At 62.2% G+C, this 26583-nt stretch carries 17 protein-coding genes and 2 pseudogenes; 6 read left to right on the top strand and 13 right to left on the bottom strand.

The window, feature by feature from the left end; genetic code table 11:
- The first annotated feature begins 775 nt into the window (after window positions 1-775).
- The gene (gene rne / locus PC358_RS13740; protein ID WP_033700579.1) at window positions 776-3964 is read left to right on the top strand and encodes a ribonuclease E; all 3189 of its coding nucleotides are present in this window, start codon (window positions 776-778) and stop codon (window positions 3962-3964) included.
- Window positions 3965-4070: 106 nt separating this feature from the next.
- On the opposite strand, the gene murB is transcribed toward rne, so the two are convergent.
- From murB to PC358_RS13780, 8 genes are all read right to left on the bottom strand, one after another.
- Complete coding sequence (gene murB / locus PC358_RS13745; protein ID WP_033700580.1) at window positions 4071-5090, bottom strand: UDP-N-acetylmuramate dehydrogenase; 1020 nt, start codon at window positions 5088-5090, stop codon at window positions 4071-4073.
- Entirely contained in the window at window positions 5087-5551 is a 465-nt protein-coding gene (locus PC358_RS13750; RefSeq protein ID WP_033700581.1) for a low molecular weight protein-tyrosine-phosphatase, read from the bottom strand. The genes murB and PC358_RS13750 overlap by 4 nt, the downstream gene beginning before the upstream one ends.
- Window positions 5551-6315: a 3-deoxy-manno-octulosonate cytidylyltransferase gene (kdsB, locus tag PC358_RS13755; protein WP_033700582.1), complete on the bottom strand. Its 765-nt coding sequence runs from the start codon at window positions 6313-6315 to the stop codon at window positions 5551-5553. The genes PC358_RS13750 and kdsB overlap by 1 nt, the downstream gene beginning before the upstream one ends.
- Entirely contained in the window at window positions 6312-6497 is a 186-nt protein-coding gene (locus PC358_RS13760; protein ID WP_003247142.1) for a Trm112 family protein, read from the bottom strand. The genes kdsB and PC358_RS13760 overlap by 4 nt, the downstream gene beginning before the upstream one ends.
- 43 nt (window positions 6498-6540) lie before the next feature.
- Window positions 6541-7551, bottom strand: a complete 1011-nt coding sequence (lpxK, locus tag PC358_RS13765; protein WP_033700583.1) for a tetraacyldisaccharide 4'-kinase — start codon at window positions 7549-7551, stop codon at window positions 6541-6543.
- A complete protein-coding gene (locus tag PC358_RS13770) occupies window positions 7551-7985 on the bottom strand; it encodes an ExbD/TolR family protein (RefSeq protein ID WP_033700584.1) in 435 nt (144 codons plus the stop codon). The genes lpxK and PC358_RS13770 overlap by 1 nt, the downstream gene beginning before the upstream one ends.
- Complete coding sequence (locus PC358_RS13775) at window positions 7982-8617, bottom strand: MotA/TolQ/ExbB proton channel family protein (RefSeq protein ID WP_033700585.1); 636 nt, start codon at window positions 8615-8617, stop codon at window positions 7982-7984. Before PC358_RS13775 ends, PC358_RS13770 begins: the two co-directional genes overlap by 4 nt.
- 113 nt (window positions 8618-8730) lie before the next feature.
- Window positions 8731-10941: a DNA internalization-related competence protein ComEC/Rec2 gene (locus PC358_RS13780; protein WP_033701492.1), complete on the bottom strand. Its 2211-nt coding sequence runs from the start codon at window positions 10939-10941 to the stop codon at window positions 8731-8733.
- Between the two features lie 142 nt (window positions 10942-11083).
- On the opposite strand from PC358_RS13780, the pseudogene PC358_RS27195 reads away from it, so the two are divergent.
- Window positions 11084-11581 (top strand): annotated as a pseudogene (locus PC358_RS27195) (DUF2062 domain-containing protein); the annotation flags it as partial.
- A 12-nt stretch (window positions 11582-11593) separates the two neighbouring features.
- On the opposite strand, the gene PC358_RS13785 reads toward PC358_RS27195, so the two are convergent.
- From PC358_RS13785 to PC358_RS13795, 3 genes are all read right to left on the bottom strand, one after another.
- Complete coding sequence (locus PC358_RS13785; protein WP_033700586.1) at window positions 11594-12373, bottom strand: ABC transporter permease; 780 nt, start codon at window positions 12371-12373, stop codon at window positions 11594-11596.
- Window positions 12370-13302, bottom strand: coding sequence for an ABC transporter ATP-binding protein (locus PC358_RS13790; RefSeq protein WP_033700587.1), 933 nt, complete (start codon window positions 13300-13302; stop codon window positions 12370-12372). The genes PC358_RS13785 and PC358_RS13790 overlap by 4 nt, the downstream gene beginning before the upstream one ends.
- A gap of 132 nt (window positions 13303-13434) precedes the next feature.
- Entirely contained in the window at window positions 13435-14058 is a 624-nt protein-coding gene (locus PC358_RS13795) for a glutathione S-transferase (RefSeq protein WP_033700589.1), read from the bottom strand.
- Between the two features lie 188 nt (window positions 14059-14246).
- Here PC358_RS13795 and PC358_RS13800 point away from each other — a divergent pair, with 188 nt between their 5' ends.
- The 4 genes from PC358_RS13800 (at window position 14247) to PC358_RS13815 (ending at window position 18709) form a co-directional block, all read left to right on the top strand.
- Window positions 14247-16694: an acyl-CoA dehydrogenase gene (locus PC358_RS13800; protein ID WP_033700590.1), complete on the top strand. Its 2448-nt coding sequence runs from the start codon at window positions 14247-14249 to the stop codon at window positions 16692-16694.
- 68 nt (window positions 16695-16762) lie between these two features.
- Window positions 16763-17173 carry a PA2817 family protein gene (locus PC358_RS13805; protein WP_033700591.1) on the top strand — a complete coding sequence of 137 codons (411 nt, stop codon included), beginning with the start codon at window positions 16763-16765 and terminating at the stop codon, window positions 17171-17173.
- Between the two features lie 156 nt (window positions 17174-17329).
- Window positions 17330-17917 (top strand): fimbrial protein, encoded by a 588-nt coding sequence (locus PC358_RS13810; RefSeq protein WP_162181151.1) that lies wholly within the window; start codon window positions 17330-17332, stop codon window positions 17915-17917.
- A 66-nt stretch (window positions 17918-17983) separates the two neighbouring features.
- A complete protein-coding gene (locus PC358_RS13815) occupies window positions 17984-18709 on the top strand; it encodes a fimbrial biogenesis chaperone (RefSeq protein ID WP_033700592.1) in 726 nt (241 codons plus the stop codon).
- Between the two features lie 9 nt (window positions 18710-18718).
- On the opposite strand, the pseudogene PC358_RS28435 reads toward PC358_RS13815, so the two are convergent.
- Both PC358_RS28435 and PC358_RS28145 read right to left on the bottom strand, forming a co-directional pair.
- Window positions 18719-19661, bottom strand: a pseudogene (locus PC358_RS28435) (autotransporter outer membrane beta-barrel domain-containing protein).
- 151 nt (window positions 19662-19812) lie between these two features.
- The gene (locus tag PC358_RS28145) at window positions 19813-26541 is read right to left on the bottom strand and encodes an RHS repeat domain-containing protein (protein ID WP_244884619.1); all 6729 of its coding nucleotides are present in this window, start codon (window positions 26539-26541) and stop codon (window positions 19813-19815) included.
- Between the last annotated feature and the right edge of the window lie 42 nt (window positions 26542-26583).

Raw genomic sequence — 26583 nt, forward strand, 5'->3', positions numbered from 1 at the left:
GGAATTGAAGCACTTAATCATTGCTGCTATAGTCGCGAACGCCGCCAAAAGCGGCAGGCCAGCGGCACCAGGCTCTTCGCCGGTCCCTGACCTTCGCAATTCTCCAGGACGCGAGGCCGTCCTACGGGGTTTTCGCCAGTTTACCGAATTGCCTGGAATCGCCACCAGCGCTGTGTAGAGAAGACTGAAAAAAAACGACAAGTGCGGTGTTTCACCTGCTTACCCGCTTCTTTTCGCTGCACCTCTGCCCGCCCCGACGTTTGCACGCAACGCACGGCGAATGCTTCGGAAATACCTGCCTTGGACATGAATGGCGCCAGCGCTCAACCTGCGCTGGCGAAAAATGCAACCCGTTGCGGATTCAGCGCGCGGCAGCACCCGAATTATCAGGGATACGTGCAGGGTGGAGATGCACAGCCCTCGGACCGTGTAGCACCGCGTCCGGCCACCGGCCCACTGAAATGGCCGGCGAGCGGATAAGGTCCTGAAACAGATGCCTCCGGGCGTCCACGGCTGAAGGTTGATTCCTCCTCCTGACTGAGTGCACTTGGCCCGCTGGGTTGATTCGGATACCTATTCGAAAGCCACAAGGGCCTGGTAGGCACCGCAGCAAACAGGACGCGTCGTCGTGACAACGGCAGGCTGGGCAACCGGCTGGTGCCGAACGTCGCTCGACACGGGGTGGCCCGCCACCCTTTGCGCACCTTGGCACCGACCATGAGACGTCGTGTGTGCCGAACGCCGTTTCCGGCAGCCCGGAAACCGACGGTACAACATGAAAAGAATGCTGATTAACGCAACTCAACCCGAAGAGTTGCGTGTAGCCCTGGTGGACGGCCAACGCCTCTACGACCTGGACATCGAGTCCGGCGCGCGTGAGCAGAAAAAGGCCAACATCTACAAAGGCAAGATCACCCGCATCGAACCTAGCCTCGAAGCCGCCTTCGTCGACTTCGGTTCCGAACGTCACGGCTTCCTGCCGCTGAAAGAAATCTCCCGCGAGTACTTCAAGAAGTCCCCCGAAGGCCGCGTCAACATCAAAGACGTCCTCAGCGAAGGCCAGGAAGTCATCGTCCAGGTCGAGAAGGAAGAGCGCGGCAACAAAGGCGCCGCCCTCACCACCTTCATCAGCCTGGCCGGTCGCTACCTGGTGCTGATGCCCAACAACCCACGCGCTGGTGGCATCTCCCGCCGCATCGAAGGCGAAGAGCGCAACGAACTGCGCGAAGCCCTGAACGGCCTGACCGTGCCGGGCGACATGGGCCTGATCGTGCGCACTGCCGGCCTTGGCCGCAGCAGCGAAGAAATGCAGTGGGACCTCGACTACCTGCTGCAGCTGTGGACCGCCATCAAGGAAGCCTCCCTTGACCGCGCTGCGCCGTTCCTGATCTACCAGGAAAGCAACGTCATCATCCGCGCCATCCGCGACTACCTGCGTCAGGACATCGGCGAAGTGCTGATCGACAGCATCGACGCCCAGGAAGAAGCCCTGACCTTCATCCGCCAGGTGATGCCGCAGTACGCCAGCAAGGTCAAGCTGTACGAAGACAGCGTGCCACTGTTCAACCGCTTCCAGATCGAAAGCCAGATCGAAACCGCCTTCCAGCGTGTCGTCGACCTGCCGTCCGGCGGCTCGATCGTGATCGACCCGACCGAAGCCCTGGTCTCCATCGACATCAACTCGGCGCGCGCCACCAAAGGCAGCGACATCGAGGAAACCGCCCTGCAGACCAACCTGGAAGCGGCCGAGGAAATCGCCCGCCAACTGCGTCTGCGCGACATCGGCGGCCTGATCGTCATCGACTTCATCGACATGACCCCGGCCAAGAACCAGCGCGCCGTTGAAGAGCGTGTGCGTGAATGCCTCGAAGCCGACCGTGCCCGCGTGCAAGTGGGTCGCATCTCGCGCTTCGGCCTGCTGGAAATGTCCCGTCAGCGCCTGCGCCCATCGCTGGGCGAAAGCAGCGGCATCGTCTGCCCACGCTGCTCGGGCACTGGCATCATCCGTGACGTCGAATCGCTGTCGCTGGCCATTCTGCGCCTGATCGAAGAAGAAGCCCTGAAAGACCGCACCGCCGAAGTGCGCGCCCAGGTGCCGATCCCGGTCGCCGCGTTCCTGCTCAACGAGAAACGCAACTCGATCACCAAGATCGAACTGCGCACCCGCGCACGCATCATCATCCTGCCGAACGATCACCTGGAAACCCCGCACTTCGAAGTCCAGCGCCTGCGCGATGACAACCCGGAAGTGCTGAACAACCAGTCCAGCTACGAGATCGCCGCCACCGAGACCGAAGAAGCGACGCCGGTACCCGCCGCCACGCGCACCCTGGTTCGCCAGGAAGCTGCGGTCAAGACCGCCCCGGCCCGCACCAGTGCACCGGTGCCGAGCGCTGTCGAAGAGCCTCAGCAGCCCGCCGCACCGGTAGCCCCAGCGCCAAGCGCCCCAGAGCCGAGCCTGTTCAAAGGCCTGGTCAAGTCGCTGGTCAGCCTGTTCGCCGGCAAGGACGAACCGGTCGCCGCACCGGCCGTCACGGCCGAAAAGCCAGCCGCTGATCGCACGCCACGCAACGAAGAACGCCGTAACGGCCGCCAGCAGAGCCGCAACCGCAATGGCCGCCGCGACGAAGAGCGCAAACCACGCGAAGAGCGCCAGCCTCGCGAAGAACGCGCGCCACGTGAAGAACGTGCCCCGCGTGAAGAACGCGCACCTCGCGAAGAGCGCCAACCACGCCAGCCACGCGAAGACCGTCGTGGCAACCGCGAAGAGCGCCCGGTACGCGAACTGCGCGAGCCACTGGAGGCCATGCCGGCACCGGTTGCACGCGAAGAGCGTCAGCCACGTGAAGAGCGTGTAGCCCGTGAAGAACGTGCACCACGTGAGGAACGTGCACCGCGTGAAGAACGTGCCCCTCGTGAGGAACGCGCACCGCGTGAAGAGCGTGCCCCTCGCGAAGAACGTGCACCGCGTGAAGAGCGTGCCCCTCGTGAAGAACGCGCCCCACGCGAAGAGCGTGCCCCACGCCCGCCGCGTGAAGAGCGCCAGCCACGTGCCACCGAAGAAGCGGCCGAGCAGGCTGCTGAGCTTGCCGAAGAGCAACTGCCGAACGATGAACTGCTGCAGGACGAGCAGGAAGGCGCAGATGGCGAGCGTCCACGTCGCCGTTCCCGCGGCCAGCGTCGTCGCAGCAACCGTCGCGAGCGTCAGCGCAATGCCAACGGTGAGCTGATCGAAGGCAGCGAAGACGAAGGCAGCGAAGAGCAGCCACAACAGCACCAGGCCACCGAGCTGGGTGCCGAACTGGCTGCCGGCCTGGCCGTCACCGCAGCTGTTGCCAGCAGCAACATCAGCGCCGATGCCGAAGCGCAAGCCAACCAGCAGGCCGAGCGCGCCACCGCCGAAGTCGTCGAAACCGACAACAGCGAAGCGGCAAAACCGTCCGAGCAGGCCGAAGCTGTTACACAGGCCGAGGAAGTTGCTGTTGCCCCAGTGGTCGAGCAGCCTTTCAGCGAGCCTGTCGCCGTGGTCGAGGCCAGCGCCGAGCCCGTGGTCGAAGTGACGCCGCAGCCAGTCGTCGAAGCGGCCCCTGCCGCTGAAGCGGTGGTCGTTGCCGAAGCGCCTGTCGAAGCCCCAGTCGAAGCGCCAGCAGTTGAAGCCGGCGAAATCGAGCAGGCGCCGGTAGCCGTTGAAGAAGCCGTGGTTGCCGAGCAGGCTGCCGTGGTTGTCGAAGCGCAACCCGAAGTGGTCGTGGAGCCAGCGCCAGTTGTTGTCGAGCCTGCACCGGTCGAAGCACCTGCCGTGGTTGAAGCTGCTACCGTCATGCTGGCCAACGGCCGCGCGCCGAACGACCCACGTGAAGTGCGTCGCCGCAAGCGTGAAGCTGAAGCTGCTGCCAAGGCCGCGCAGGAAGCTGCAGAGCCGGCCCTGGAAACCGCTGATGAGCACAAGCCTCATCACGGTTGATGCCAACGGCTGAATGAAAAAGCCCCGCCAGTGCGAACTGGCGGGGCTTTTTCTTGCCTAGTGGCCTGGTGGTTGCGCGGCCGCAGGAACGGCCCGCGCCAAACAATCAGTACAGATTAGGCTCCATCTCGAGCTCAACCCCGAACCGCTCGCGGATGTCCGCCTGGATGCGCCGCGCCAAGTCATGCAACTGCGCCCCGCTCGCCTGGCCATAGTTGACCAGCACCAACGACTGCAGCCGATGGACGCCCGCATCGCCATCGCGATACCCCTTCCAGCCCGCCTGCTCGATCAGCCACCCCGCCGCCAACTTCACCTGGCCATCAGCCTGAAGGTAAGCCACAACGCCCGGGAAACGCCCACGAATACCCTCGACAAGCTCAGCAGAGACCACCGGGTTCTTGAAAAAACTCCCGGCATTGCCCAATTCGGCCGGGTCCGGCAACTTCTCCCGGCGAATGCTGCAGATAGCGTCGCTGATCGCCTGCGCGCTGGGCTGCTCAACGCCCTGCTCCACCAAGCGCTGGCGCACCGGCCCATAATCCAGGTGAGCCTGCAGCGTATGGCTCAGTGCAAAGCGCACCCGCAAGATCAACCAGCGGCCAGGGTTACGCTTGAACAGGCTGTCACGATAGCCAAAGGCGCACTCCTCCAGACCAAAGTCACGCAACTCACCGGTCTGACGATCCAGCGCGGTCAAGCCGGCGAACACATGCTTGATCTCGACGCCATAGGCGCCCACGTTCTGCATCGGTGCTGCGCCCACGGTGCCCGGGATCAGGCTGAGGTTTTCCAGCCCGCAAAAACCTTGCGCCAGCGTCCACTGCACGAACGGATGCCAGGGTTCACCCGCCTCGGCTTCAACCACCACGCGCTCGCCATCATCACTCAGCACGCGGCGGCCACGGCTGGCCATGTGCAGCACCAGCGCATCGATATCACCGGTCAACAGCAGGTTGCTGCCACCGCCGATGACCAGCACCGGCAGCCCGCGCTGCTGCGCCTGGGCCAGCGCTTCGCGCACCTCGTCATCATCATGCACCTGGCTGAAATGCCGGGCCTTGACGTCAATGCCGAAGGTATTGAAAGGCTTGAGCGAAACCTGCTCCTGCCACAGCGCTGTCATAACCGCCCCTTGATTTCCACCACCAATGCCTGGCACGCCACCTCGATCAGGTCCAGCACCTGCTCGAAACCGGCGGCGCCACCGTAGTACGGGTCTGGCACCTCATCCAGCTCTGCGCCATAGCGGCGCAGGAAAAGGTCGAGCTCACCTGACGCCGAATGCGGGCGCAGGGCACGCAAGTGGCTCAGGTTGCTCTCGTCCATGGCCAGGATCAGGTCGTACTCGGCAAAGTGCGCCACGCTCACCTGCTGGGCGCGTTGCTGCGAAAGGTCATACCCGCGGGCCAGCGCGGCCTTGCAGGTACGGCCGTCTGGGGCCTTGCCGACGTGCCAGTCACCGGTACCAGCCGACGCCACGTGCACCTGCTCGGCAAGCCCTGCGGCCTGCAACTGATGACGCAGCACGCCCTCGGCGGTGGGCGAGCGGCAGATGTTGCCCAGGCAAACGAACAGGACGCGCATCAAGCCTCCAGCAGGCGCCTTACGCGCTCCAGGTCTTCAGGGGTGTCGACACCCACGGCGGGCGCCTCGATGGCGTCTTCGACATGAATGCGCACGCCATGCCACAGGGCGCGCAACTGCTCCAGCGCCTCGGTCTGCTCAAGCCAGCACGGGCCCCAGCCGACGAAGTCCTGCAAAAAGCCCACGCGGTAGGCATACATGCCGATGTGACGGCGGTAGGGCACACCTTCGGGCAGTTGGTCGCGGCCCTTGGCGAAGGCATCACGCGCCCAGGGCAGCGGCGCACGGCTGAAACTCAAGGCCAGGCCGTTCTTGTCGCTGACGACCTTGACCGCATTGGGGTTGAACACGGCCTGCGGCTCGTGGATCGGCTCGGCCAGGGTGGCGATGCCGGCTTCCGGGTGGGCCGCGAGGTTCGCCGCCACCTGGTCGATGATCACCGGCGGGATCAGCGGCTCGTCGCCCTGCACGTTGACCACGATGGCGTCGGCAGGCAGGCCGAGACGCGCCGCCACTTCGGCCAGGCGATCGGTGCCGGACTCATGGTCGGCGCGGGTCAGCAGCACTTCGGCGCCAAACGCCTGGCAGGCCTCGACGATACTGGCATCGTCGGTGGCGATGACTACACGGCTGGCAGCACTTTTACGTGCCTGTTCCCACACGTGCTGGATCATCGGCTTGCCGGCGATCATTAACAGCGGCTTGCCCGGCAGGCGCGTGGAGCGCAGGCGGGCGGGAATCACCACGGTGTAGTCCAGGCTCATTTGTCCAGACGCTCGTCGTCGGTCAGGGTACGCGCTTCGCTTTCCAGCATCACAGGGATGCCGTCGCGGATCGGGTAGGCCAGGCCCGCGCCCTTGCTGATCAGCTCGGTCTTGTCGGCGCTGAGCTTGAGCGGGCCTTTGGTGATCGGGCAGGCCAGGATATCGAGCAGTTTGGTGTCCATGGAAGCTTCCTTGAGGCCAGGTGGCCGGCAATTGAATAGGGGCTCAGGGCTTATGGTGCCCGGGCAGCAAGCGTTGCAGCTGGCTGTCGAACCAGGCGCTGAACGCCGGCGACGGCTGCGCCTCGACGGCCAGGTACCACCAGTCGTTGGCAGCGAAGGCACGGCATTTGACCGCGTCCTTCTCGGTCATCACCAGCGGCAATGGCGGTGTGAACGACAGGCGGTCGGCGCTGAATTGTGCGTGGTCGGCAAAAGGGTGCGGCACCGGCTGCCAGTTTAGCCCCAGCAGGGTATTGAAGAAACGTTGCGGGTTACCGATACCCGCCACCGCATGCAGGCGCTGGCCTGCCGGGAACAGATCAAGGCCGAGACGTTCGCCGCTGCGCACATTGACCAGCGCAGACGGCTGCAAGCGGAAGGAAAAACCTGCCTGCGAATCAGCGCTGGCACCGTTGAACAGCACCGCATCGGCCTCTTGCAGGCGTTCGACCGGTTCGCGCAGTGGCCCGGCCGGCAGGCAACGCCCATTGCCAAGGCCACGTGCGGCATCAATCAGCACCAGCTCAAGGTCGCGCGCCAGGCGGTAGTGCTGCATGCCGTCATCGCACAGGATTAGGTCAAGCGGCTCGCTGGCCAGCAGCGCCTGTACGGCGCGGGACCGATCAGGGTCGATCATCAGCGGCACGCCGGTGCGCTGCACGATCAACAGCGGTTCATCACCGGCCTGTTCGGCGCGCTGATCGGCCTCGACGCGCCAGGGCAGATGCATGGGCTTGGCGCCATAACCGCGGCTGACCACCCCGACCTTGAGCCCCTGCTTTCGGCAATGCTCAATCAGCCAGAGGATCATCGGTGTCTTGCCAGTACCGCCCACGGTGATGTTGCCCACCACGATGACCGGCACTGGGGCTCGGTAGCTGGCGCTTTCACCCCTGAGAAAACGCGCACGCTTTCGCATCACCACACGGCGGTACAGGGCTTCGAGCGGGCGCAGCAGCGCCAGGGCCGGATGCCCGGCGTACCAGGCAGCGAGCAATCGGTCGGCGAAGGCCATCAAGGCGTCCCCTGGGCGGCCTCGACGGTGGTCATGCGCAACTGGCTGAAGCCGAGCTTGCCGGCCGCATCCATCGCGGTAACCACGGCCTGGTGCGGGGTCTTGCCATCGGCGCTGATCGCCAGTGGCAAGCTGTGATCACCGCCCGCCGCCTGCTCGATGGCCTCGCTCAAGGTGGCCAGGTCGCTCTTGGGCAGCAGGTTGTTGTTCACCGAATACACGCCCTCGGCGCTGATGGTGATCTCCACCCGCTTGCCCTCATCGGCCGGCGGCTGCTCGGCACTGGCGGCCTCGGGCAGCTCGACGCGCAGCTGGGTCTCGCGGGTGAAGGTGGTGGTGACCACGAAGAACAGCAGCAGGACGAACACCACGTCGATCAACGACGCCAGGTTGATGTCGACGTTCTCCCGCTGGCGATTGCGCCGAAACTTCACGCCTTGCCTCCGGCCACTTCGACTTCGCGGTCGCCCTGGATCACTTCCACCAGCTTGATCGCCTCTTGCTCCATGCCGACTACCAGCTCATCGATGCGGCGCAGCAGGAAGCGGTGGAAGAACACCGCCGGGATACCGATCATCAAGCCCGCTGCGGTGGTGACCAGTGCCTTGGAGATACCGCCGGCCAGGACAGCGGCATTGGCAGTCATCTGCGAGCCCATGAAGGCGCTGAAGATGTCGATCATGCCCAATACGGTGCCCAGCAAGCCCAGCAGCGGGGCCATCGCGGCAATGGTGCCGAGGGTGCTGATGTAACGCTCAAGGTCGTGGATGACGCGCGACGCGGCCTCCTCGATGCACTCTTTCATGATCTCGCGACCATGGCGTGAGTTGGCCAGGCCCGCAGCGAGGATTTCGCCCAACGGCGAATCGGCGCGCAGGGCCTTGAGCTTGTCACTGGTGAGTTGCTTGTCCTTGATCCACATCCAGACCTGGCCCAGCAGGTGTGGCGGGGTCACGCGGCTGGCGCGCAGGGTCCACAGGCGCTCGACGACGATAGCCATGGCAACGATGGAACTCAGAATGATCGGCAGCATCATCCAACCACCGGACTTGACCAATTCCCACACAGTAAACGCCCCTTCGGAAAAAGGCCGCCACTCTATCATAGGAGCGCAGGGGGCTCATCTGCCGAAGGTCAGGGAATTGGCTGCCGGGTTTTCAGCGGTAGCGCTTCAGGGACTCATTCCCCACCCCGCCAAAACCGCCGCTGCCCGCGCACACCTTCCACCGCCCCCTGCGCCCCCAACACCAACCGCAACGCGCCTTCCACCGCCGTATCATGAATCGCCAGCCCATGCCGCCGATAACGTTCGACCACTTGCGCATGTGGATGACCAAAACTGTTGTTACGCCCCCGCGAAATCAGTACCCCGCGCGGCGCCGTAGCGCGGATAAACGCCTCGGTGGACGAACTACGGCTGCCATGGTGCGGTGACTGCAACCAATCGATACGTGTCGCCCCGTGGGCCGCCAGCCATGACCGTTCGGCACCCGCCTCCATATCCCCCGCCAACAGCAGCCGCTCCCCCTGCGCCTCGACCAGCAGCACACAAGAGCGGTCATTGCTGCTCTGCCCTTCAGCCCAACGCCATAGCGAAAAGCGCACGCCATCCCATTCCCATTGCTCCCCACTGACACATGGTTGCAGCGCCAGGCCCTCCAGCGCCTCGCCACCCAGCATCCGCCTGACCGGCAGCCCACGGTGGATAGCCCCAGCACCGCCCGCATGGTCGGCGTGGGCGTGGCTGATCAACATCAGGTCAAGGCTGCCCACCCCCAACTTGCGCAGGGTTGGCAGCACCACCCGCTCGCCCAGGTCGTACTCACCCGTGGCCGGCCCGGCATCGTAGAGCAGGCTGTGATGACGGGTACGCAGCAGTACCGCCAGCCCCTGGCCGACATCCAACTGCCAGACTTCCACCTGCCCTGCCGCCACCGGCTCTCTGGGTACCCACAGGGCCAGCAGCATGACCCCACCCAACCCGCGCATGGGCACGCCACGGGGCAACAACACCAACAGCGCGGCCACGCCAACCAACGCCCAGGCCCACAGCGGCAGAGCCGGCGGCACCCAGGCTGGCCGCCAGCCCGCTACCACGGCCAACACCCTGAACAGCACATCCAGTAAGCCACCAGCCAGCCACAACAGCGCCTCCCCGAAGCCCGGCAGGGGCAAAAGCAACGTACCCAGCAACGCCAACGGCAAAACCGCCAGGCTGACCCACGGCACCGCCAGCAGGTTGGCCAGCGGCGCGCTCAGGCTCACCGGCAAACCAGTGGCCAGCAGCACCGGCAGCAAACCGATAGCGATCACCCATTGCGCCCGCGTCCAGGCCTGCCAGGGCCGCCAGCCGCCCAACCGGGCGCCGAAGCAATAGATAAGAATGGCCACAGCAGAAAACGACAGCCAGAGCCCAGGCAACAGCCCCGCCAACGGTTCAACCAGCAGCACCGCGACCAGCGCCAGCAGCAACGGCAGCATGGCGCCGAGGTGGCGAAAACGCAGGCGCCAGAGCAGCACCACGGCCAGCATCAGGCAGGCGCGCTGTACCGGTACGCCAGCGCCGGCCAGCCAGCCATAGGCCAGTGCTGCCGCCATGGCCAAGCCACACGCCCAGGGCAACCAGGGCAGCCGTGCGGGCCAAAGCCCCCACCGCGCCAGCCCGGCGACCAAGCCATACAGCAGGCCCGCGACCAGGCCGATATGCTGCCCAGAGATCACCAGCAGGTGGACCGTACCCGTGGCCTGCAACGTCTGCCAATCCTCGCGGGCCAGGCCCCCGCCATCCCCAAGCACCAACGCCACCAGCGCCGCCTGCCGGCCGTTGGCATCGACCGCCAGCAGGCGTTGGCGCAGTTCGTCCCGCCAGCCACCGGCCACAGCGCTCAACACCTGCCCAGCCTTGACCGTGCCAGTGGCGCCAATCCGCCGGGCCAGCAACTGCGCTTCGCGATCAGGCCCGTGCGGGTTCAGCAGCCCGGCAGGGCGCTGCAAGGTCACCGCCAAACGCCAATGCTCGCCCGCCCTGAGTGGCGGCCCGTCGTACCAGCTCAGCTGCAAGCGCCGTGGCAATGCGCCACGCCGCGAAGCGGCCTGCTCCAGCTCGAACCGCACACCTTGCGCGGTGCGGCTCGGCAGGCCGGCTACCCTGCCCTCCAGCCACACTGTGCGGCCATCAAGCCCAGGCGCGAGCCGATCGTCCAGCGCGTGCTGGGCCGACCAGCACGCCCAGCACAGCCCCAGCACAAAGCAGCCCAATGGCCACAACCGGGTGAACAGGCTGGCGACGGCGCCGAGCAACAGCACAAGCAGCCATCCGACCGATGGCAATACGGGAAGAAAACCCAGGCAAAGCAGCCCGAGTGCGAGCGCAAACATCCCTGTGCGCATAAGGTAGAGCCCCAGAAGCGAAATGACCTTCTGAGGCATAGCGCAAATGCTGGCAAACCTTGCTCAACAATTGTCACAAACTCTAAACGAGGCGGTTAGGGATTCAAGGCATACTGGCCCGATAAACGCCCCGGGAGCCTACATGCCGCGCCGTCTTTTCAAACGCTACATGCCGGATCCGACCAGCATTCGGGAACACAAGTCCTTACGCTTTTTCGGCAAATTGCTGCACGACCCGAACCTCTGGCACCTGAACCGGCACTCGGTGGCTCGGGCCATGGGCGTGGGGCTGTTCGCAGCGCTGATCCCCATCCCCATGCAGATGCTGCTGGCCGCTGCGCTGGCGATCCCGGTACGTGGCAACCTGCCAATCGCCGTCAGCCTGGTATGGCTGACCAACCCGCTGACCATGCCACCGGTGTTCTTCATCACCTACATGACCGGCGCCTGGCTGTTGCAGATCCCGCCGCGCACACTGCCCGACGAACTGACCTTCGAATGGATCACCGACCAGCTGTCGACCGTGTGGCAACCCTTCCTGCTGGGCTCGGTGGTGTGCGGCGTGGTGCTGGGCATCCTCGCCTACTTCACCACCATGCTGTACTGGCGCTGGTGGGTTGGCCGGCAGTGGCGCCGGCGCAAGCTCAAATGCTCATGCACGCATGCCGCGGCCGCTGACCAGCAGGCGAATGCAGAGGGTGTAGAGCACCGCAGTGGCGACCAGCATGAAGGTGATCGCCGTGCCAATGCTGATATCCGACACCCCTAGGATGCCGTAGCGGAACGAGTTGACCATGTGCAGCACCGGGTTGGCCATTGACACGGCCTGCCAGAACGGCGGCAGCAGGTTGATCGAATAGAACACCCCGCCCAGGTACGTCAGCGGCGTCAGCACGAAAGTGGGGATGATCGAGATGTCATCGAAGTTACGTGCGAACACCGCGTTGACGAAGCCGAGCAACGAGAAAATCGTGGCCGTCAGCAGCACCACGACGACAGTGACGCCAAGGTGATGCACCTGCAGGTGAGTAAAGAACATCGACAGGATCGTGACGATCACCCCCACTGCCAGCCCACGCAATACGCCGCCCAGCACATAGCCGACGAGAATGGTGTGCGGCGATACCGGCGACACCATCAGTTCTTCGATCGAGCGCTGGAACTTGCTGCCGAAGAAACTCGACACCACATTGCCATAAGAGTTGGTGATGACCGACATCATGATCAACCCGGGCACGATGTACTCCATGTAGGTAAAACCACCCATGTCGCCGATCTGCCGGCCGATCAGGTTACCGAAGATGACGAAGTACAGGACCATGGTGATCGCTGGCGGCAGCAAGGTCTGTGGCCAGATCCGCAGGAAGCGCCGCACTTCACGGTAGACGATGGTGTTGAGGGCGACCCAGTTGGTGCGCAGTTCCACACTCATACGGCCACCTTCGACAGGTTTTTTTCCACCAGGGACACGAACAGCTCCTCAAGTCGGTTGGTCTTGTTGCGCAAGCTCTGCACTTCGATGTTCTGCAGCGCCAGCTGGCCGAACAGCGCCGTGATGCCGATGTCCTTGTCCACCTGCACCTCCAGGGTATGCGGGGTGATCAACCGGCACGGGTAGCCCTGTAGCACAGGGGCGGCGGGCAGGTCCTGCTTGAGGTCGAGGACGAAGGTTTCGACATGCAGCTTGCCCAGTAGCTGGCGCATGCTGGTGTTCTCGACGATGGTGCCGTGGTCGATGATGCCGATGTTACGGCACAGCTGCTCAGCCTCTTCCAGGTAATGCGTGGTGAGGATGATAGTGATGCCCTTCTGGTTGAGCTCGGTGAGGAAGCTCCACATCGACCGGCGCAGCTCGATGTCCACACCAGCGGTGGGCTCATCGAGAATCAGCAGGCGCGGTTCATGGATCAGCGCACGGGCAATCATCAGCCGGCGCTTCATGCCACCCGACAGCGAACGCGACTGCACGTCGCGCTTGTCCCACAGGCCCAACTGGGTCAGGTACTGCTCGGCGCGTTCCCTGGCAAGCTTGGGTGGGATGCCGTAATAGCCGGCCTGGGTGACGACGATATCGAAGGTCTTTTCGAACTGGTTGAAGTTGAATTCCTGCGGCACCACGCCCAGGCAGCGCTTGAGCGCAGAAGGCTCGCGGTCCAGGTCGTGGCCGAACACGTTCACCGTGCCGCTGGTCTTGTTGACCAGGGTCGAAAGAATACCGATGGTGGTGGATTTACCGGCGCCGTTGGGGCCGAGCAAGGCGAAAAAGTCACCTTCGGCGACGTCCAGATCGATGCCTTTGAGGGCCTGGAAGCCATTACCGTAGGTTTTGGTCAGCTGTCGAATGGACAGGGCAGAACTCATAGCGGGTCACGTACCGAGTGAAAAGGTCAGGACACGCCAGGGCAAATCACTGGCGCAGTGAGTGCGGCCATGGTGCTAGGGCTGGCCGCACAAGTACAGTCATGTGTATTGATAGTGACTATCGAGGCAGGTTCAAGTCAGCGCTGTCATCACCGCTGCCTGATAGGCGGGGCGCTGTTTGAGGCGCGCGTACCAGGCCTCCAGGTGATACATGGCCGGGCGTTCGATGGGCAGTTCGAACCAGGCATAGATGAAGCTACCCAGTGGGATGTCGCCCATGCCGATCTGGTCACCGGAAAGGTAGGGTTGCCTGGCCAGGGTTTCATCGGCAATCGCCAGCAATTGCGCGCACTGCTTGTGTGCGGCGTTGATCGCCACCCAGTCGCGCTGGTCTTCAGGCGTGCGCAGCAGGCCCCAGAACAACGGGCGGAACGGGGTGGCGAAGGACGAGGTGGTCCAGTCCATCCACTTGTCTGCCAGGGCCCGCTGCCGCGGGTCGTCCAGGTACCAACCCTGCTCTTGGCCATATTCGGCGCAGAGGTAGCGCACGATGGTATTGGACTCCCACAGGGTCAGGTCGCCATCTTCGAGCATCGGCACCAGGCCATTGGGGTTGCGTGCACGGTAGTGCGGCTCGTTGACCACGCCGAAAGCGCCGCCGGCATCGATGGATTCGAAGTCGAGGCCCAGCTCGTGGGCGATCCACAGCGCCTTGCGCACATTGCTCGAGTTCTTGCGGCCCCAGATCTTCAGCATGGCAACGTCCTTATGAGTGCAGAGGCCTGAAGTCTACTCCAGACCTGCGCCGCCTGTACCAGCATAGACAGACGATGCCCTGAAACTCCTGCTGCCACACCCTGTCACTGTTCTGACGATGCCGTTCATAGCGTTGCGTCTAAGCTCTGTGGGTTAGCTCTAGCCCCTGGTTCCAAGGAGGAGTGATTATGTTGCTGTTGTGGTTGGTGGTTCTGGTGATCGGCGCTGCGTACCTCACGCACCGGCGCCTGCCGCCCTTGCAGATACTCGGCATCATCGCCATCTATACGCTGCTGATGGGTATCTTCAGCAAGGCCCCCGGCTGGCTGCTAGCGGTGATCTGGCTGATACTCGCAGCCAAAACCGCGCTGCTGGTGCTGCCTGACTGGCGCCGCAAGGTATTCACGGGCCCTGTGTTCAAATGGTTCCAGCGCACCTTGCCGCCTATGTCGCAAACCGAACGCGAAGCGATCGATGCTGGCACCGTGTGGTGGGATGGCGAGCTGTTCAGCGGCCGCCCAGACTGGCGCACCCTGCTCGCCTACCCGGCGCCGAAACTCACCGAAGAGGAACAGGCCTTCATCGATGGCCCGACCGAAGCGCTCTGCGCCATGGTCAGTGACTGGCAAATCGGCCAGGACATGGACTTGCCGCCCGAGGCCTGGCAGCACATCAAGACGCATGGCTTCTTCGCCCTGATCATCCCCAAGGAGTACGGCGGCAAGGGCTTCTCTGCCCATGCCCATTCCCAGGTGGCCATGAAACTGGCCACGCGCAGCGGCGACCTGGCCTCCACCGTCATGGTCCCCAACTCACTGGGCCCGGCCGAGCTCCTGCTGCATTATGGTACCGACGAACAGCGCAACCACTACTTGCCGCGCCTGGCCCGCGGTGACGATATCCCTTGCTTCGCCCTCACCGGCCCGCTGGCCGGTTCCGATGCGGGCGCCATGCCTGACACGGGTGTCATCTGCAAAGGCCAATGGCACGGCGAAGAGGTCATCGGCCTGCGTCTGAACTGGGAGAAGCGCTACATCACCCTGGGCCCGGTCGCTACTCTGCTGGGCCTGGCCTTCAAGGCCTATGACCCAGACCACCTGCTTGGCGAAGAAGAAGAGCTCGGTATCAGCCTGGCGCTGATCCCGACCGATACCCCTGGCGTTGAAATCGGCAAGCGCCACCTGCCACTGGGCGCGGCCTTCATGAATGGCCCTAACAGTGGCAAGGACGTGTTCGTGCCCCTGGACTTCCTCATCGGCGGCAAGGACATGCTCGGCAAGGGCTGGATGATGCTGATGAACTGCCTGTCGGTGGGCCGTTCCATCTCGCTGCCAGCCGTAGGCACAGGCGCGGCCAAGTACACCAGCCTGGTGACCGGCCAGTACGCGAACATTCGCGAACAGTTCAACGTGCCACTGGCCGCCTTCGAAGGTATCCAGGAATCGCTGGCCCGCATCGGCGGCAACGCCTGGCTGATGGACAGCGCCCGCTTGCTGACGGCCAAGGCCGTGGACCTGGGCGAGAAACCTTCGGTGTTGTCGGCCATTCTCAAGTACCACCTGACCGAGCGTGGCCGCGAATGTATCCAGCATGCCATGGACGTACACGGCGGCAAGGGCATCATCATGGGCCCCAACAACTACCTGGGGCGCAACTGGCAAGGGGCGCCGATCTTCATCACCGTCGAAGGCGCCAATATCCTCTCGCGCAACCTGATGATCTTTGGCCAGGGCGCCATCCGCTGCCACCCGTTCGTACTCAAGGAGATGGCACTGGCCGCTCGCGAAGACCGTGACCAGGCGCTGATCGAGTTCGATGAACTGCTGTTGAAGCACATCATGTTCGCCGCCGGCAATGCGGCCAGCACCTTGGTGTATGGACTGGGGTTGGGCCACCTGGAAAAAGTGCCGGGCGATGCCCTGAGCCAGGGCTACTTCCGCGCCCTCAACCGCCAGGCGGCAGCCTTTGCACTGATGGCCGACTTGTCGATGATGCTGCTGGGCGGGGCACTCAAGCGCCGCGAACGCCTGAGCGCACGCCTGGGTGATGTGCTGAGCTACTTGTACCTGGCCTCTGCCGCGCTCAAGCGCTATCACGATCTGGGTTCCCCGGAGCACATGCGAGCGCTGTTGCGCTGGGCAATGGAGGAGAGTCTCGGCCAGGCGGAAAATGCGCTGGACCGTCTGCTCGACAACTTCCCCAACCGCTTCATGGGCTGCGCGCTGCGCGTGCTGGTGTTTCCGTTCGGCCGTCGTCATACAGGCCCCAGTGATGAACTGGATGCCGAAGTAGCCGAACTGATCGGCCGCAGCAAGGGTGACCCTGCACTGGAAGAGCTGCTGGCCGGTTGCTACAGGCCCCAGGCAGAAGGCGACCCGGTGGCAGCGCTGCAGCGAGCCAGCGATCTACTGGACGACACGGCGCCACTGCGCAAGGCATTGCATCAAGCCATCAAGGAGGGGGACGTCCAATCAACCGCCGGCCAGTCCGCCATCGACGCAGCCCTCGCGGCCGGAGTGCTGCAGCCTGGTGAAGGCCTGCGTCTGCACGAAGCCGAGAACGCGCGCAGAAAAGTGATCGACGTCGATGCCTTCGACAAGGCGCAGTTGCTGGCTGAACCGGGCAAGGTGCGCTGACCCTTCGCTCGAAAGGGGGCGCGGCGTATACTCCGCCCCCCGTTTCAGCCATACCGAGGACCCATTCCATGGCCAACCCCAACCTGGAATACCACCTGCAACTGCTCCAGCACCTGCGCACCATCCTGGTTGCACTGGGTGACGCAGAGCAGGTGCCGGAAGAAAGCCACGCCCTGTTCCTCGAACGCTTCGACGAACTGCTGACGCTGTTGCCACAAGACCCACTGGAGAGCCAATACCTGGGCCAAGACCTGATCTGCCAGGTAATCCAGCGCTACCCGCAAATCGCACACCTGGTACCGCGCGACCTGTTGTGGTTCTTTGCTGGCGATTGCCTGCACTTCATGCCAGACGAAGAACTGGCGCTGTACCAGCAATTGGAAGAGCATCGATTTGAAGCCGAACAGAATGGCGAGCCCTTTGACTGGCATCAGGAAAAGCAGTTGTTGAGCAAGCCAGGGCACGGCAGTACTCACTGACCGCCAAGCGCTGTTATCCACTCGCTTCAGCGGCGGGCAGGGCTCGTAAAAAACCGAATGACGTGTCGTAAAATTCAGGCAAGCAACGCGAACTTTCCTACAGATCAGGTGCTTGATTCAGCCTACTCTGCAGCCGTGCCATCGAGCGGAGCATCGTTGTTGTTCAGCTTGAGGCCTTACTTAACACGTCATTTGGACATCATTGTGAAAAAACACTTTGTGGCATTAGCCATCAGCTTATCCAGCACCGCGGCCATGGCCAATACAGGCATTATCAATTTCCAGGGCACCGTCACCACTGGCGGCACTTGCCCTATCGAAGTGGTACACCCAGGCGGCCCAAGCCAGCCTATCCATCTGGGCCACTTCCGCACGCGGGACTTCACTGCTGAGGATCAAAACACCGCAATGGTGCCGTTCTCCCTGCGCATCACGCCTGACGCCTCCTGTAGCATCGACCCCACCAAGAAGGCCTTCGTGAAGTTCTCTCCGCGCTTCGGTGCCGACCCGACTGGCAAGCTGTACGCACTGCAAAGTGGTGTTGGCTACACCAGCAACCTAGCCTTGGAGATCCTCGACCGGAGCAGCACCCCGCTGCCACCAGAGACCGAATCCAATGCCCATGACCTGGACGAAAACCTTCCAACCGATATGCACTTTACCGCCCGACTGAAGACCACAGCGGGTAGCGTGCCTGAAGGGAGAATCGACACCAGCGTCGATTTCCTAGTCGACATCCGCTAAACGATCAATCCAGGCGCTTACAGGCGCCTGGACCGCTATCAAGCCACATCTGTCCAGGTTTTCCGCATGTCCATGCCTCCTCTTTTCTCCGCACTTCGTGCCACAGTGGCCGCCACATGCCTGAGCTTGCTGGCCCCCATTGCCCAGGCAGCACTGACCATCGACAGCACACGCATCGTGTTGCCCAGCAACAAGCGCAGCGCTTCGCTGGTAGTCGCCAACCCCAGCAAAGCTGCCTATGCAGCCCAAGTCTGGGTCAACACGGCAAGTGATGACACCACCACGAGTGTCCCGCTGCTCGCCTCACCGGCACTGTTCCGCCTGGACTCTGGCCGTGAGCAGTTGGTACAGATCAATGTCCTGCCGAACGACCTGCCAACCGATCGCGAGTCGCTGTTCTACTTCAATGTCCAGGAGTTACCGCAGGTCGACCCTGATGCCCGCAACGTGCTGAACATTGCCCTGCGCACACGCATCAAGCTGTTCTACCGCCCAAGCCAGCTCAAGGAAAAACCTGAAACCCGGCTCAACGAACTGCAGTGGTCTGCTCAACAGCTCGATGGTGCTTGGCAGTTGGTCGTGGACAACCCGACCCCCTTCCATTTCACATTCGCCCGCCTCGAGGTCAACGGCGAACAGCTCGACGCCAAGGCAATGGCCATCCCCATGGGGCGGCAGCACTTTCCATTACCGGCGCAAACAGGTAATCAGGACATAGCGCTCACGTTCACCATCATCAACGATTACGGTGGTTTGAGCGCCCCCACGAGCCAAACCGTGACGCGCCATTAGGCCACTCGCTCAACTGAACAGGCTTAGATTGATCGACCTGGTCATCCGCCAACTCTCCCCGCCATCGAAGCTCAATTTCGACGTGATTGTGAACGAACTGGGAACCACGAGCCTCTGCAAGAATGCCTTACCAAGGCGTGTCTTGATGCCTGCGGTCAAATCAGACGCCTTAACCTCATACCCATCCAGCAGCGTTTCCTTGACCTCGCCGCTCCCCGGCAAGACTCCTGATACTTCGATTGTTACTTTTTGCTCAGGGAACATCAGGTACCAGGGGTCCATCAACACATCGGTCCAGGTGCCAACCTTGCTGAGGTAAACTTGCGTCCCCGACACGCCGGCGCCTTGCACATACGGGCTTCGATAAGCACTGGTAGGTGGCGCCTGCACGTTCACCTTACGCACAGCCGAAAGCAATTCGCCCTCCTTTGCTACAACCCGATAGCGCACCTCGACAATCTTGCCGGCATGGGCCACCACCTTGGCCAAGGGGATCTCGTATCGCCTGCTCTGCCCTTGGTATTCGAGCGGCGCGCCAATCCCGTCCAGCGCCAGCCTGACGGTTTCTGCTGTTCCCGTGGCCTTGGGCACCAATGGCCAAGTGAAACTGCGCGGCACAGGCTTGGCTTTTACCTCAAGCTGCTGGTAGCCCATACCGCTGGCCTGTGCGACGTTGTATTTGTTGCCATAGGCCCTGACCCAGCCGCCGGACTTTCGCTCATCCAGGCGCAGTTCACCCATGCGGCTGCGCAACGAACTCAACTCCCCGTACCACATGGTTGGGGCCGCACTGTACAGGGCAAGCACCGACGCTGTGCCCGGGCTGATCATTTTGCTGGCGCCGTCTAGGAACCAGTCGTTGCCCCCGCTGTACCAAGTCGTATGAAAAGGCGCCGAGGTCGACCGGCCCATCGCGCAACGAAAATTGCGCATCGCCAGCAGCCGCGTGCACCAGTTGCAAACTATTAGCCGCGTCAGCGGGCTTTTTCAGAGTAGAAAATAATCTTCATGGCTTCACCTATATGAGAGTTTGACCTCCACGATCACGTGCAGGCCAGCCGCCCCCTCGACTGGCCGACGGCACGCTTATAGATAACGGTGTACTAAAGGGTCGACTGATCTGCCAACCGATCAAGTGGATCGTAACCGTAACTGCCGACTTCCCCTCCCTCAGGCAGTTCAACACTGACGAGACGCCCCAAAGGGTCGTAGCCAAGGATTCGACCGGCTTCATCCCGAACAAGATTGCCATCGGGGTCGTACTCAAGAACAATGTCCTGACGTGCCAGGGTTTCAACTGCCCCCTCTGAAAGTTCCCAGCGCCCGGCGGCATTAACATACTTTTCGCCGCGCAATTTCGTCACCTCAAGGCCCGTCAATTGTGCCGGGTCGTCCGGGTTGTCGAATGCGTAAATAACATCGATACGCCCATCGGCATGCCAGGTGCGCACTGCCTCGATATTATCAAGGTCATCCAGGTAGAAGTCCTGAGATTCAATGACCACACCATAAGGATCGACGGGGGATAATGGCCCCTCACTGGTGTAATACACGAGCCTGGCCCGCGCGTCGTATTCGAAGTGTTCCTCACGTAATAACGCGTTCTCCGCCGGCTTATTTCCAATGTCCGTCAGTGCCTTGCGCACGATGGCATCAACCACACTGTATTCCTGCTCCAGTTCTTGTACGGCATCGGTAAAAATAAAGCGCCGCAGATGCTCCCGCTCGAAATCATCATATTCCAACTCGGTCGTCAGGCGCTGACCTGCAACCTCATCGCCCTCCACCGTGGTGAAACGCCGAGTGCGCCCGAGTTCGTCATATTCAAATACGCTGGACGTTGCCCCCAGAGAGGTCTTCTCGAGCCGCCCCTTGTCATCGTACTCATAGGACTGCAACTGCCCCAGCACATCGGTATAGGCCACGAGACGACCGCGCAGGCTGTGCACATAGTGCATCTCGAAAGGTGCTTCCTGCCCCAGCGTGCGCGTTTCCGATTTAAGCTCGCCGTTGGAGAAATACTCACGCGCCAGCCCTTGGAACTGGGCCGGATTCAGCGCTCGCCCCTCCACCTCGGGCTGTTCGAGGCAGGATATTAACCTGGCGTTCTGCGCATCATATTCATACCGCGCATTGACGTTCGCATCGACAAGGCGCCGCCCCAAAGGTTCTTCACCCAATGGTGGCGCATACTCATACTCGATCATGTGCTGTTTCGGCGTCTTCACGAACCTGGGCTGACGCTGACCATGCTCATATTGCATGGCCCGGCGGCGCCCTCCGGTGATCGAAACGATCATCCGATCAAGGCCGTCGAACAGTTGATGGCCCAGCACGCTTTCGGTTGCACCATCCCGATGGACAACCTTGATCAGGGTCGGTAAGTCCTCACCACTGTGTGCTGCATAGTCGCGATGCACCACTGCACCATCGGCCAGGGTGTGGTCTACCAACCTGTCAAAAGCATCACGGGTGAACGTCACCTGCCCGCCACGGGCGTCGACCTCACGCGCCAGGCGGCCCAGGCCGTCATGGAAGGATTGATCAACACTGTACGGTTTGCCGTCGGTGTAGAAACGCGCCACCCGAGCAGGCTCGCCGAAGCGGTTCAACCAGGTTACCGTTTCGCCGGTGAGCGTCTCGCCGTCAGCCGACTCGCGATACTGCGTCACCACCGGCCCATTGCGCCACTGGGTACTGCCCTGCTGATCGATTCGCTCGTGAACGCGCACCCCGTCCGGGCCGATGACACAGCACGGCTGCCCCCACCCGTCGTATTCATACCGGGTCATCAACTTCAAGTTCTTGCGCTCCAACCAGTCGTACTCGACCTCCTCGACCTTGTTGCCCAAGGCATCGAACGCCACCGTAAAACTGATGCGCGGGGCCTTGCGAGCAAGCGGAGTCAGGCCGAAGTCAGTATCCTGGCGCTCTTCCCGGACCTCACGGCCGAGGCCATCGACATAACTCCAGGTGACGACCCCTTTGACGTCCTCTTGCGTCTGCACCGCCTGTTGGCCTGGAGCAGCCGCCAGCGCGTAGGTGTAATGACGACTCGCTTTGTACTTGGAATCGTTCGGTGACACGGTCTCACGTAACACTCTGCCCACCCGATCGTAGAAGTAGCTGATTTCCACGTCGTTATCGTCACGATTGAGCACGGGCTCGCCAATGAGCACAGATTGCAGCAGTGTCAGTTCCTTGCGCGTATCACGCACACCCTGCTCATCCCCATGATCCTGACCATGATCGAACCCTTCGAGGGTCTCGGTGGTCCTGACAACCGGGTGGCCGACCTTATCGTCTTTATCGTAGTGGAAAGTGTCTTCGACATAGACATACCCCACCTTGGTCACCGCCTCGCCATGGCGGCGTTCTTCGCTCTGTCGCCGTCCGTAACTCAAGCGGTCAGCCGCATCCTGGTAGTACCTGATGGTGGTTTCGCGCAGCGTCGCGCCATCGGTATCGCGTACCAGCGTTTCACGCTCAGGCAACCATTCACCGCCAGCAAGGTTGTCCAGAGGCGCCAGCACGTAGTACGCATAATCGGTCCGCAGAACATCGGCGCCTGCTTCGCCGTCAGTGGCGGGATACACCCAGTTTTTTTGCGGATGTTGAACGAACCCTTCAGCATCGGCGGGGTAGTATTCATGCACCGTACGAATACCGTTGGCTTGGGTCTCCTCGGTCAGGTTGCCGAACGCGTCGTAGTCGGTGGTGACGTTTTCTTCCCGATACTGCCGCGGATCATTCGCCAGGCTCCAATGCTTTGTCATGACGTGGGGTAGCTGGAACTTTTCCGGCTGGTTTTCGAAACGCTGGCCGGCCACTTCGTGGTAGGTGGTGCTGACGGTTTCGACGCAGTCGTCCTGGCGCGTGACCTGTTCGTTCAACAGATGGAAACGGTTGAACGTTCGGGTGATGGTGCGTGCGTCGACTTCGGTCGGGTTGCCGGCGTCATCCGGCTCGCCGGGCACTCTGTAGCGGGCGGTGGAGGTGTATTGGTAGCGGTTGCCGACGAGCTTGTACAGGTTGTCCAGGCCATCGTCCCTCCAGACGATGCCGGTGCCACCGTAGCCGAGGAAGTTCTCCGGGCTGTAGTCGTACTCGGTGACCATTTCTGGCTGGCCAGCACCGGGTTGCACCACATGCCGTTCGACGTTGGGCAGCCAGCGCGTCATGCCATCGGCAGCCGGCGGGAAGCGATGCCCTTGGGTACGGTAGTAGACCCGCTCGGTTCCACCGAGGGGGTTGTCCACCCTGCTGACGCAGCGCAGGTTGCCGAAGCGCTGATACTCGAAGTGCCAACTGGCCTGCTCGTCGGTCGGCAGCACCACATCGGTCAACTCGTCGGCACCGTTACGCGACAGGGTGTAGCGGGCCCAGGGCTCGACCTCGGGGTCGTCGCTGGGGTGCAGGTCGAGCAGTACCTCGTGGTTGCTGCTGTAGTCGATGGCCAGCAGGTCGCGGCCACTGTCGTCGCTCACCCGAACCAGCCGTGGCCCGTCGACATCGCGCTCGTACTCCAGGGTCAAGCCGTGGCCCGAAGGCGCCAGCACGCGCACGGGCAAGGCAATATCCCGGTCGTTGTCCTGCGGCTCCAGCACCTCGACCAGGCCCGACTTGTGCACCAGGCGATAACGCACCCGTTGTTGGTCCGGTTCGCTTTCGTTATGGAAGTGGAAGCTCTCCAGTTTGCGCTCGGCGATCAACGGCTCCACACCCGGACCGTTGTCACTGACCTTGAAGCGCTCCCCGGAACCCAGGCTGAGCATGCTGGCGCGAATCTCGAACTGGCTGAGGTTCAATGCCCAGCCAATGCCAAAGCCTGAGTCCTGGTCGTTCATCGGGCTGAAGTTCAAGCGCAGGGGCAGGCGTGGGCCGCAGAGGTTGTTGCCGATCAGTTCGGGCAGTTGAATACCCAGGCTGTACTGGCCCGTGCGTGGGTCGACGCCATTCTCGATGAAGCTCATGAAGTTGAAGGCGTTGGAATGCACGGCCGAGTCAATGGCTGCTGCCTTCGCGCTACCCATCCTGAGTTCGAGCTGGTTGCGGCTGTCAGGTTGACCCTCAGGAAGGAAGTTGACATTCAACTGGTGCCGATTGCCCTGATGGTCGATCAAGGTGAAACGCATGACCCCTTCGAGGGACGAGCGATAGTCCCCACCGGGCGCCATGCCGTCGTACCAGTACGGCATGTCCCAGACCCTGTCCAGCGTCAACAGCAGGGTACCTTGAGCAAGGTCCTCGCCTGGCTTGAGGTTGTAATCCAGCTTGCCGTGGTAGTTCACGGCGCGCTCTAGCGTCAGCAGTTCCAAGGCCGACTCGTACGACACGCCCAACGGCACACCAGGTGAACCGGGTGGCAATACCGGCCTGAAGGCATACCCTACGTAACTGCAGAACGTTTCGGCGAGCTGCTCGCTCTCCCAACGAACGATCGACGCATGGTCGAAACTGACCTGGTAAAACCTGAGATTGCCATATTCCTGGGTGGCACCGGAGAGTTCCCAATAGTCAGTGGTGTACTTGTAAAAGTTGAAGGTGTCCTGCCTGACGATCTTGCCTCCCTCCGAAGCAACCCGCCTGGGTTTGAATTCGTAGTTGTTCAGTGCCCAGAAAGGCGTTGGGCGCCCGGTCAACTCGACTTCACCTGCATCCTTGCTGATGGTTCTGGAGTTCTGCGTACGGTTGTCATACCCCTTGAACTCGGCATGGAACTTCCTGATTTCCGCTTCGGTACTTTGCACATAGACGCGCAAGGAGACCTTGCCTTCATCTGCCATGGGCTTGGCCGTCACCTGCCGAGCCCCTTGGTAATAGTCATAGCGATTGCGTGACTTGCTCCACCCCCAGCGCAGCCCTTGCGCCGGGTCCAAGCCCTCCACCCCCTCCAGCACATACTCGATCGGGTTGCCGTTCTCCGCGAGCACCTTCAATGTGGACAGCTCAAGGTCACTGACCGGATCCTTGACCACGTCACCATCGCTGTTGCGGAAGTCCTCAGTCTGGATGACGATATCCAGGGCGATCTGCTGCAACCCGTTGGCATAGGCCACGGTGCCGTTAATCGGCACGGGCGTCACCGTGAAGATCAAAACTTTCTTGTAGCGTTCACTGATCATCGAGACCTGCGCGTCCTCGCGCATCAGCTCGATGATGGCATACCCCGCATGACGGTCACGGATATTGGCCATGACCACGGCGACCGAGGTTGAAGGCGATACCGGCGGCGTGTATACGCCTGAGGCAGGGTCGATGTGCCCCTCGCCGAACAAGAGCCAGGCATCGGCCTCGTCGTTCTGCACCTCGAAGGGCACCGAGCTGCCATGGGGCACTTTAGGCACGTGGAATGGCAAGACGTTCAGCACAGCCGGGTAGGCGAGAATTACCACCGTGACCTCGGCTGTATCGCCCCTAATCCCATCAGTAAGACGGATGCGCTCCAACAGGACGGCAGGACTCCGCTCAGGCTCACGGGGCACATAGCTTAGCGAGCCATCGCTCTGGAGGGTCAATTCACCGTATAGCGTCGGTTCCCAGGTCAGGCCAGCATGACCCGCAACATTGAACTCAATCGCTCTTTCCCTACTACGCCATACCGCAACCCGTGGCGTGACCACCAAAGAATCGATAGATTCGACCACCAGCGCGGCATTGACGCTTCCGGGTTCTTCTTCGCCCAGCTGCGCACTGACCAGGATGACCTGACTTTCCCGTGCGAAGTGCGCAACATCCGAGGCCTGGTACTGCCCCTGTGCATTGATTTGCCCGGTCGACCGAGGGTGGCTGATGTTCCTTGCCGTCCATTGCGCCACAGCCTGGCCTTGCACCTTGAAATCCGTGGTCTGTTCGCGGCCAAGGCGCGCCTGCATCGGCTCGACCTGACGCGTTGCGGAACTGGCCTCAATGCTCCCGAACACTACCCGATCATGTGGGGTGTGCTCCTCCTTCATGGCAAACCGCCACGCCTTCGGCAAGCTCAAGTGCCGCAGCAAACGCTCGGCAAGCTCCCCAAGCAAAGGAACGCGCAACTGCTCAGTCAGCAGCGTTACGCCTTGACTGCCATCGGGCAGCAGATAAGGAAACACGCCTGGCCCCGGCCATGTCCCGCCAAAGCGGCGGCCACGCAGGTCCAGTTGAACAATCGCGGCACCATCACCTTCACGCCCCGTGCCCTCTGGTGCAGCCTGGGTGCGCACATTGAGGCCACGCACGGCGAGCGCATCCTGCCCGCTAAGCTCACAGGTCAAGAGCACGAACTGATGGTTGAACACCTCATGCTTCGCCAATTCAGCCTGTATGAAGCGCCCCATGGCCCGCCGAGCCGTCTCGCTTTCACCCAGGTTGGTGACAAACTCTTCGGCTTGACTCAGGTCGAGCACCAGCCGGGCCTGATTGGCTGCAGGATCATCGACGGTCAGCAAGGCAACCGACATCTGCACGTGGTAGCCCATCTCTTCACGCAGGCCATGGCTGCTCTTGAGCCTGGGTGGCTGGGCGACAAACCGTGAATACGACGCGTATTCGCCAGAGATAAACGGCATGATCACCGTCAAGCGATTTCCTGCCCCCGAGACCCCTGCAAAGGAAAGCTGTGGTGGCCCCAGCACCAGCCCTTCGAACACTGCCTGGTCATTACGCTGACCGTCGGTAAAGTAGCTGCCAGTGATGTGCTCAAGAAAATTCGACTGGCTGAGGCCTTCGAGATAACGCAGCATGAGCAATTGCTCGAGCGGCTCACGGCCCAATGCCATGATCGCGCCCCAGCCATGCATGACATCACCCTCTTCCAGACGAGCCAGCAGGGCTTCCTTGGAATTGTTGATCATGATCATGCCCCTTTACTGTGGCAAGATTTGTCATGCGCCATC

Source organism: Pseudomonas capeferrum (assembly GCF_000731675.1).
GTDB lineage: Bacteria > Pseudomonadota > Gammaproteobacteria > Pseudomonadales > Pseudomonadaceae > Aquipseudomonas > Aquipseudomonas capeferrum.

Excerpts from the sequence above, each read along its gene's own strand:
- rne (WP_033700579.1), top strand. The coding sequence starts at position 776 with ATGAAAAGAATGCTGATTAACGCAACTCAACCCGAAGAGTTGCGTGTA.
- murB (WP_033700580.1), bottom strand. The coding sequence starts at position 5,090 with ATGACAGCGCTGTGGCAGGAGCAGGTTTCGCTCAAGCCTTTCAATACC.
- PC358_RS13750 (WP_033700581.1), bottom strand. The coding sequence starts at position 5,551 with ATGCGCGTCCTGTTCGTTTGCCTGGGCAACATCTGCCGCTCGCCCACC.
- kdsB (WP_033700582.1), bottom strand. The coding sequence starts at position 6,315 with ATGAGCCTGGACTACACCGTGGTGATTCCCGCCCGCCTGCGCTCCACG.
- PC358_RS13760 (WP_003247142.1), bottom strand. The coding sequence starts at position 6,497 with ATGGACACCAAACTGCTCGATATCCTGGCCTGCCCGATCACCAAAGGC.
- lpxK (WP_033700583.1), bottom strand. The coding sequence starts at position 7,551 with ATGGCCTTCGCCGACCGATTGCTCGCTGCCTGGTACGCCGGGCATCCG.
- PC358_RS13780 (WP_033701492.1), bottom strand. The coding sequence starts at position 10,941 with ATGCGCACAGGGATGTTTGCGCTCGCACTCGGGCTGCTTTGCCTGGGT.
- PC358_RS13785 (WP_033700586.1), bottom strand. The coding sequence starts at position 12,373 with ATGAGTGTGGAACTGCGCACCAACTGGGTCGCCCTCAACACCATCGTC.
- PC358_RS13790 (WP_033700587.1), bottom strand. The coding sequence starts at position 13,302 with ATGAGTTCTGCCCTGTCCATTCGACAGCTGACCAAAACCTACGGTAAT.
- PC358_RS13795 (WP_033700589.1), bottom strand. The coding sequence starts at position 14,058 with ATGCTGAAGATCTGGGGCCGCAAGAACTCGAGCAATGTGCGCAAGGCG.
- PC358_RS13800 (WP_033700590.1), top strand. The coding sequence starts at position 14,247 with ATGTTGCTGTTGTGGTTGGTGGTTCTGGTGATCGGCGCTGCGTACCTC.
- PC358_RS13805 (WP_033700591.1), top strand. The coding sequence starts at position 16,763 with ATGGCCAACCCCAACCTGGAATACCACCTGCAACTGCTCCAGCACCTG.
- PC358_RS13815 (WP_033700592.1), top strand. The coding sequence starts at position 17,984 with ATGTCCATGCCTCCTCTTTTCTCCGCACTTCGTGCCACAGTGGCCGCC.
- PC358_RS28145 (WP_244884619.1), bottom strand. The coding sequence starts at position 26,541 with ATGATCAACAATTCCAAGGAAGCCCTGCTGGCTCGTCTGGAAGAGGGT.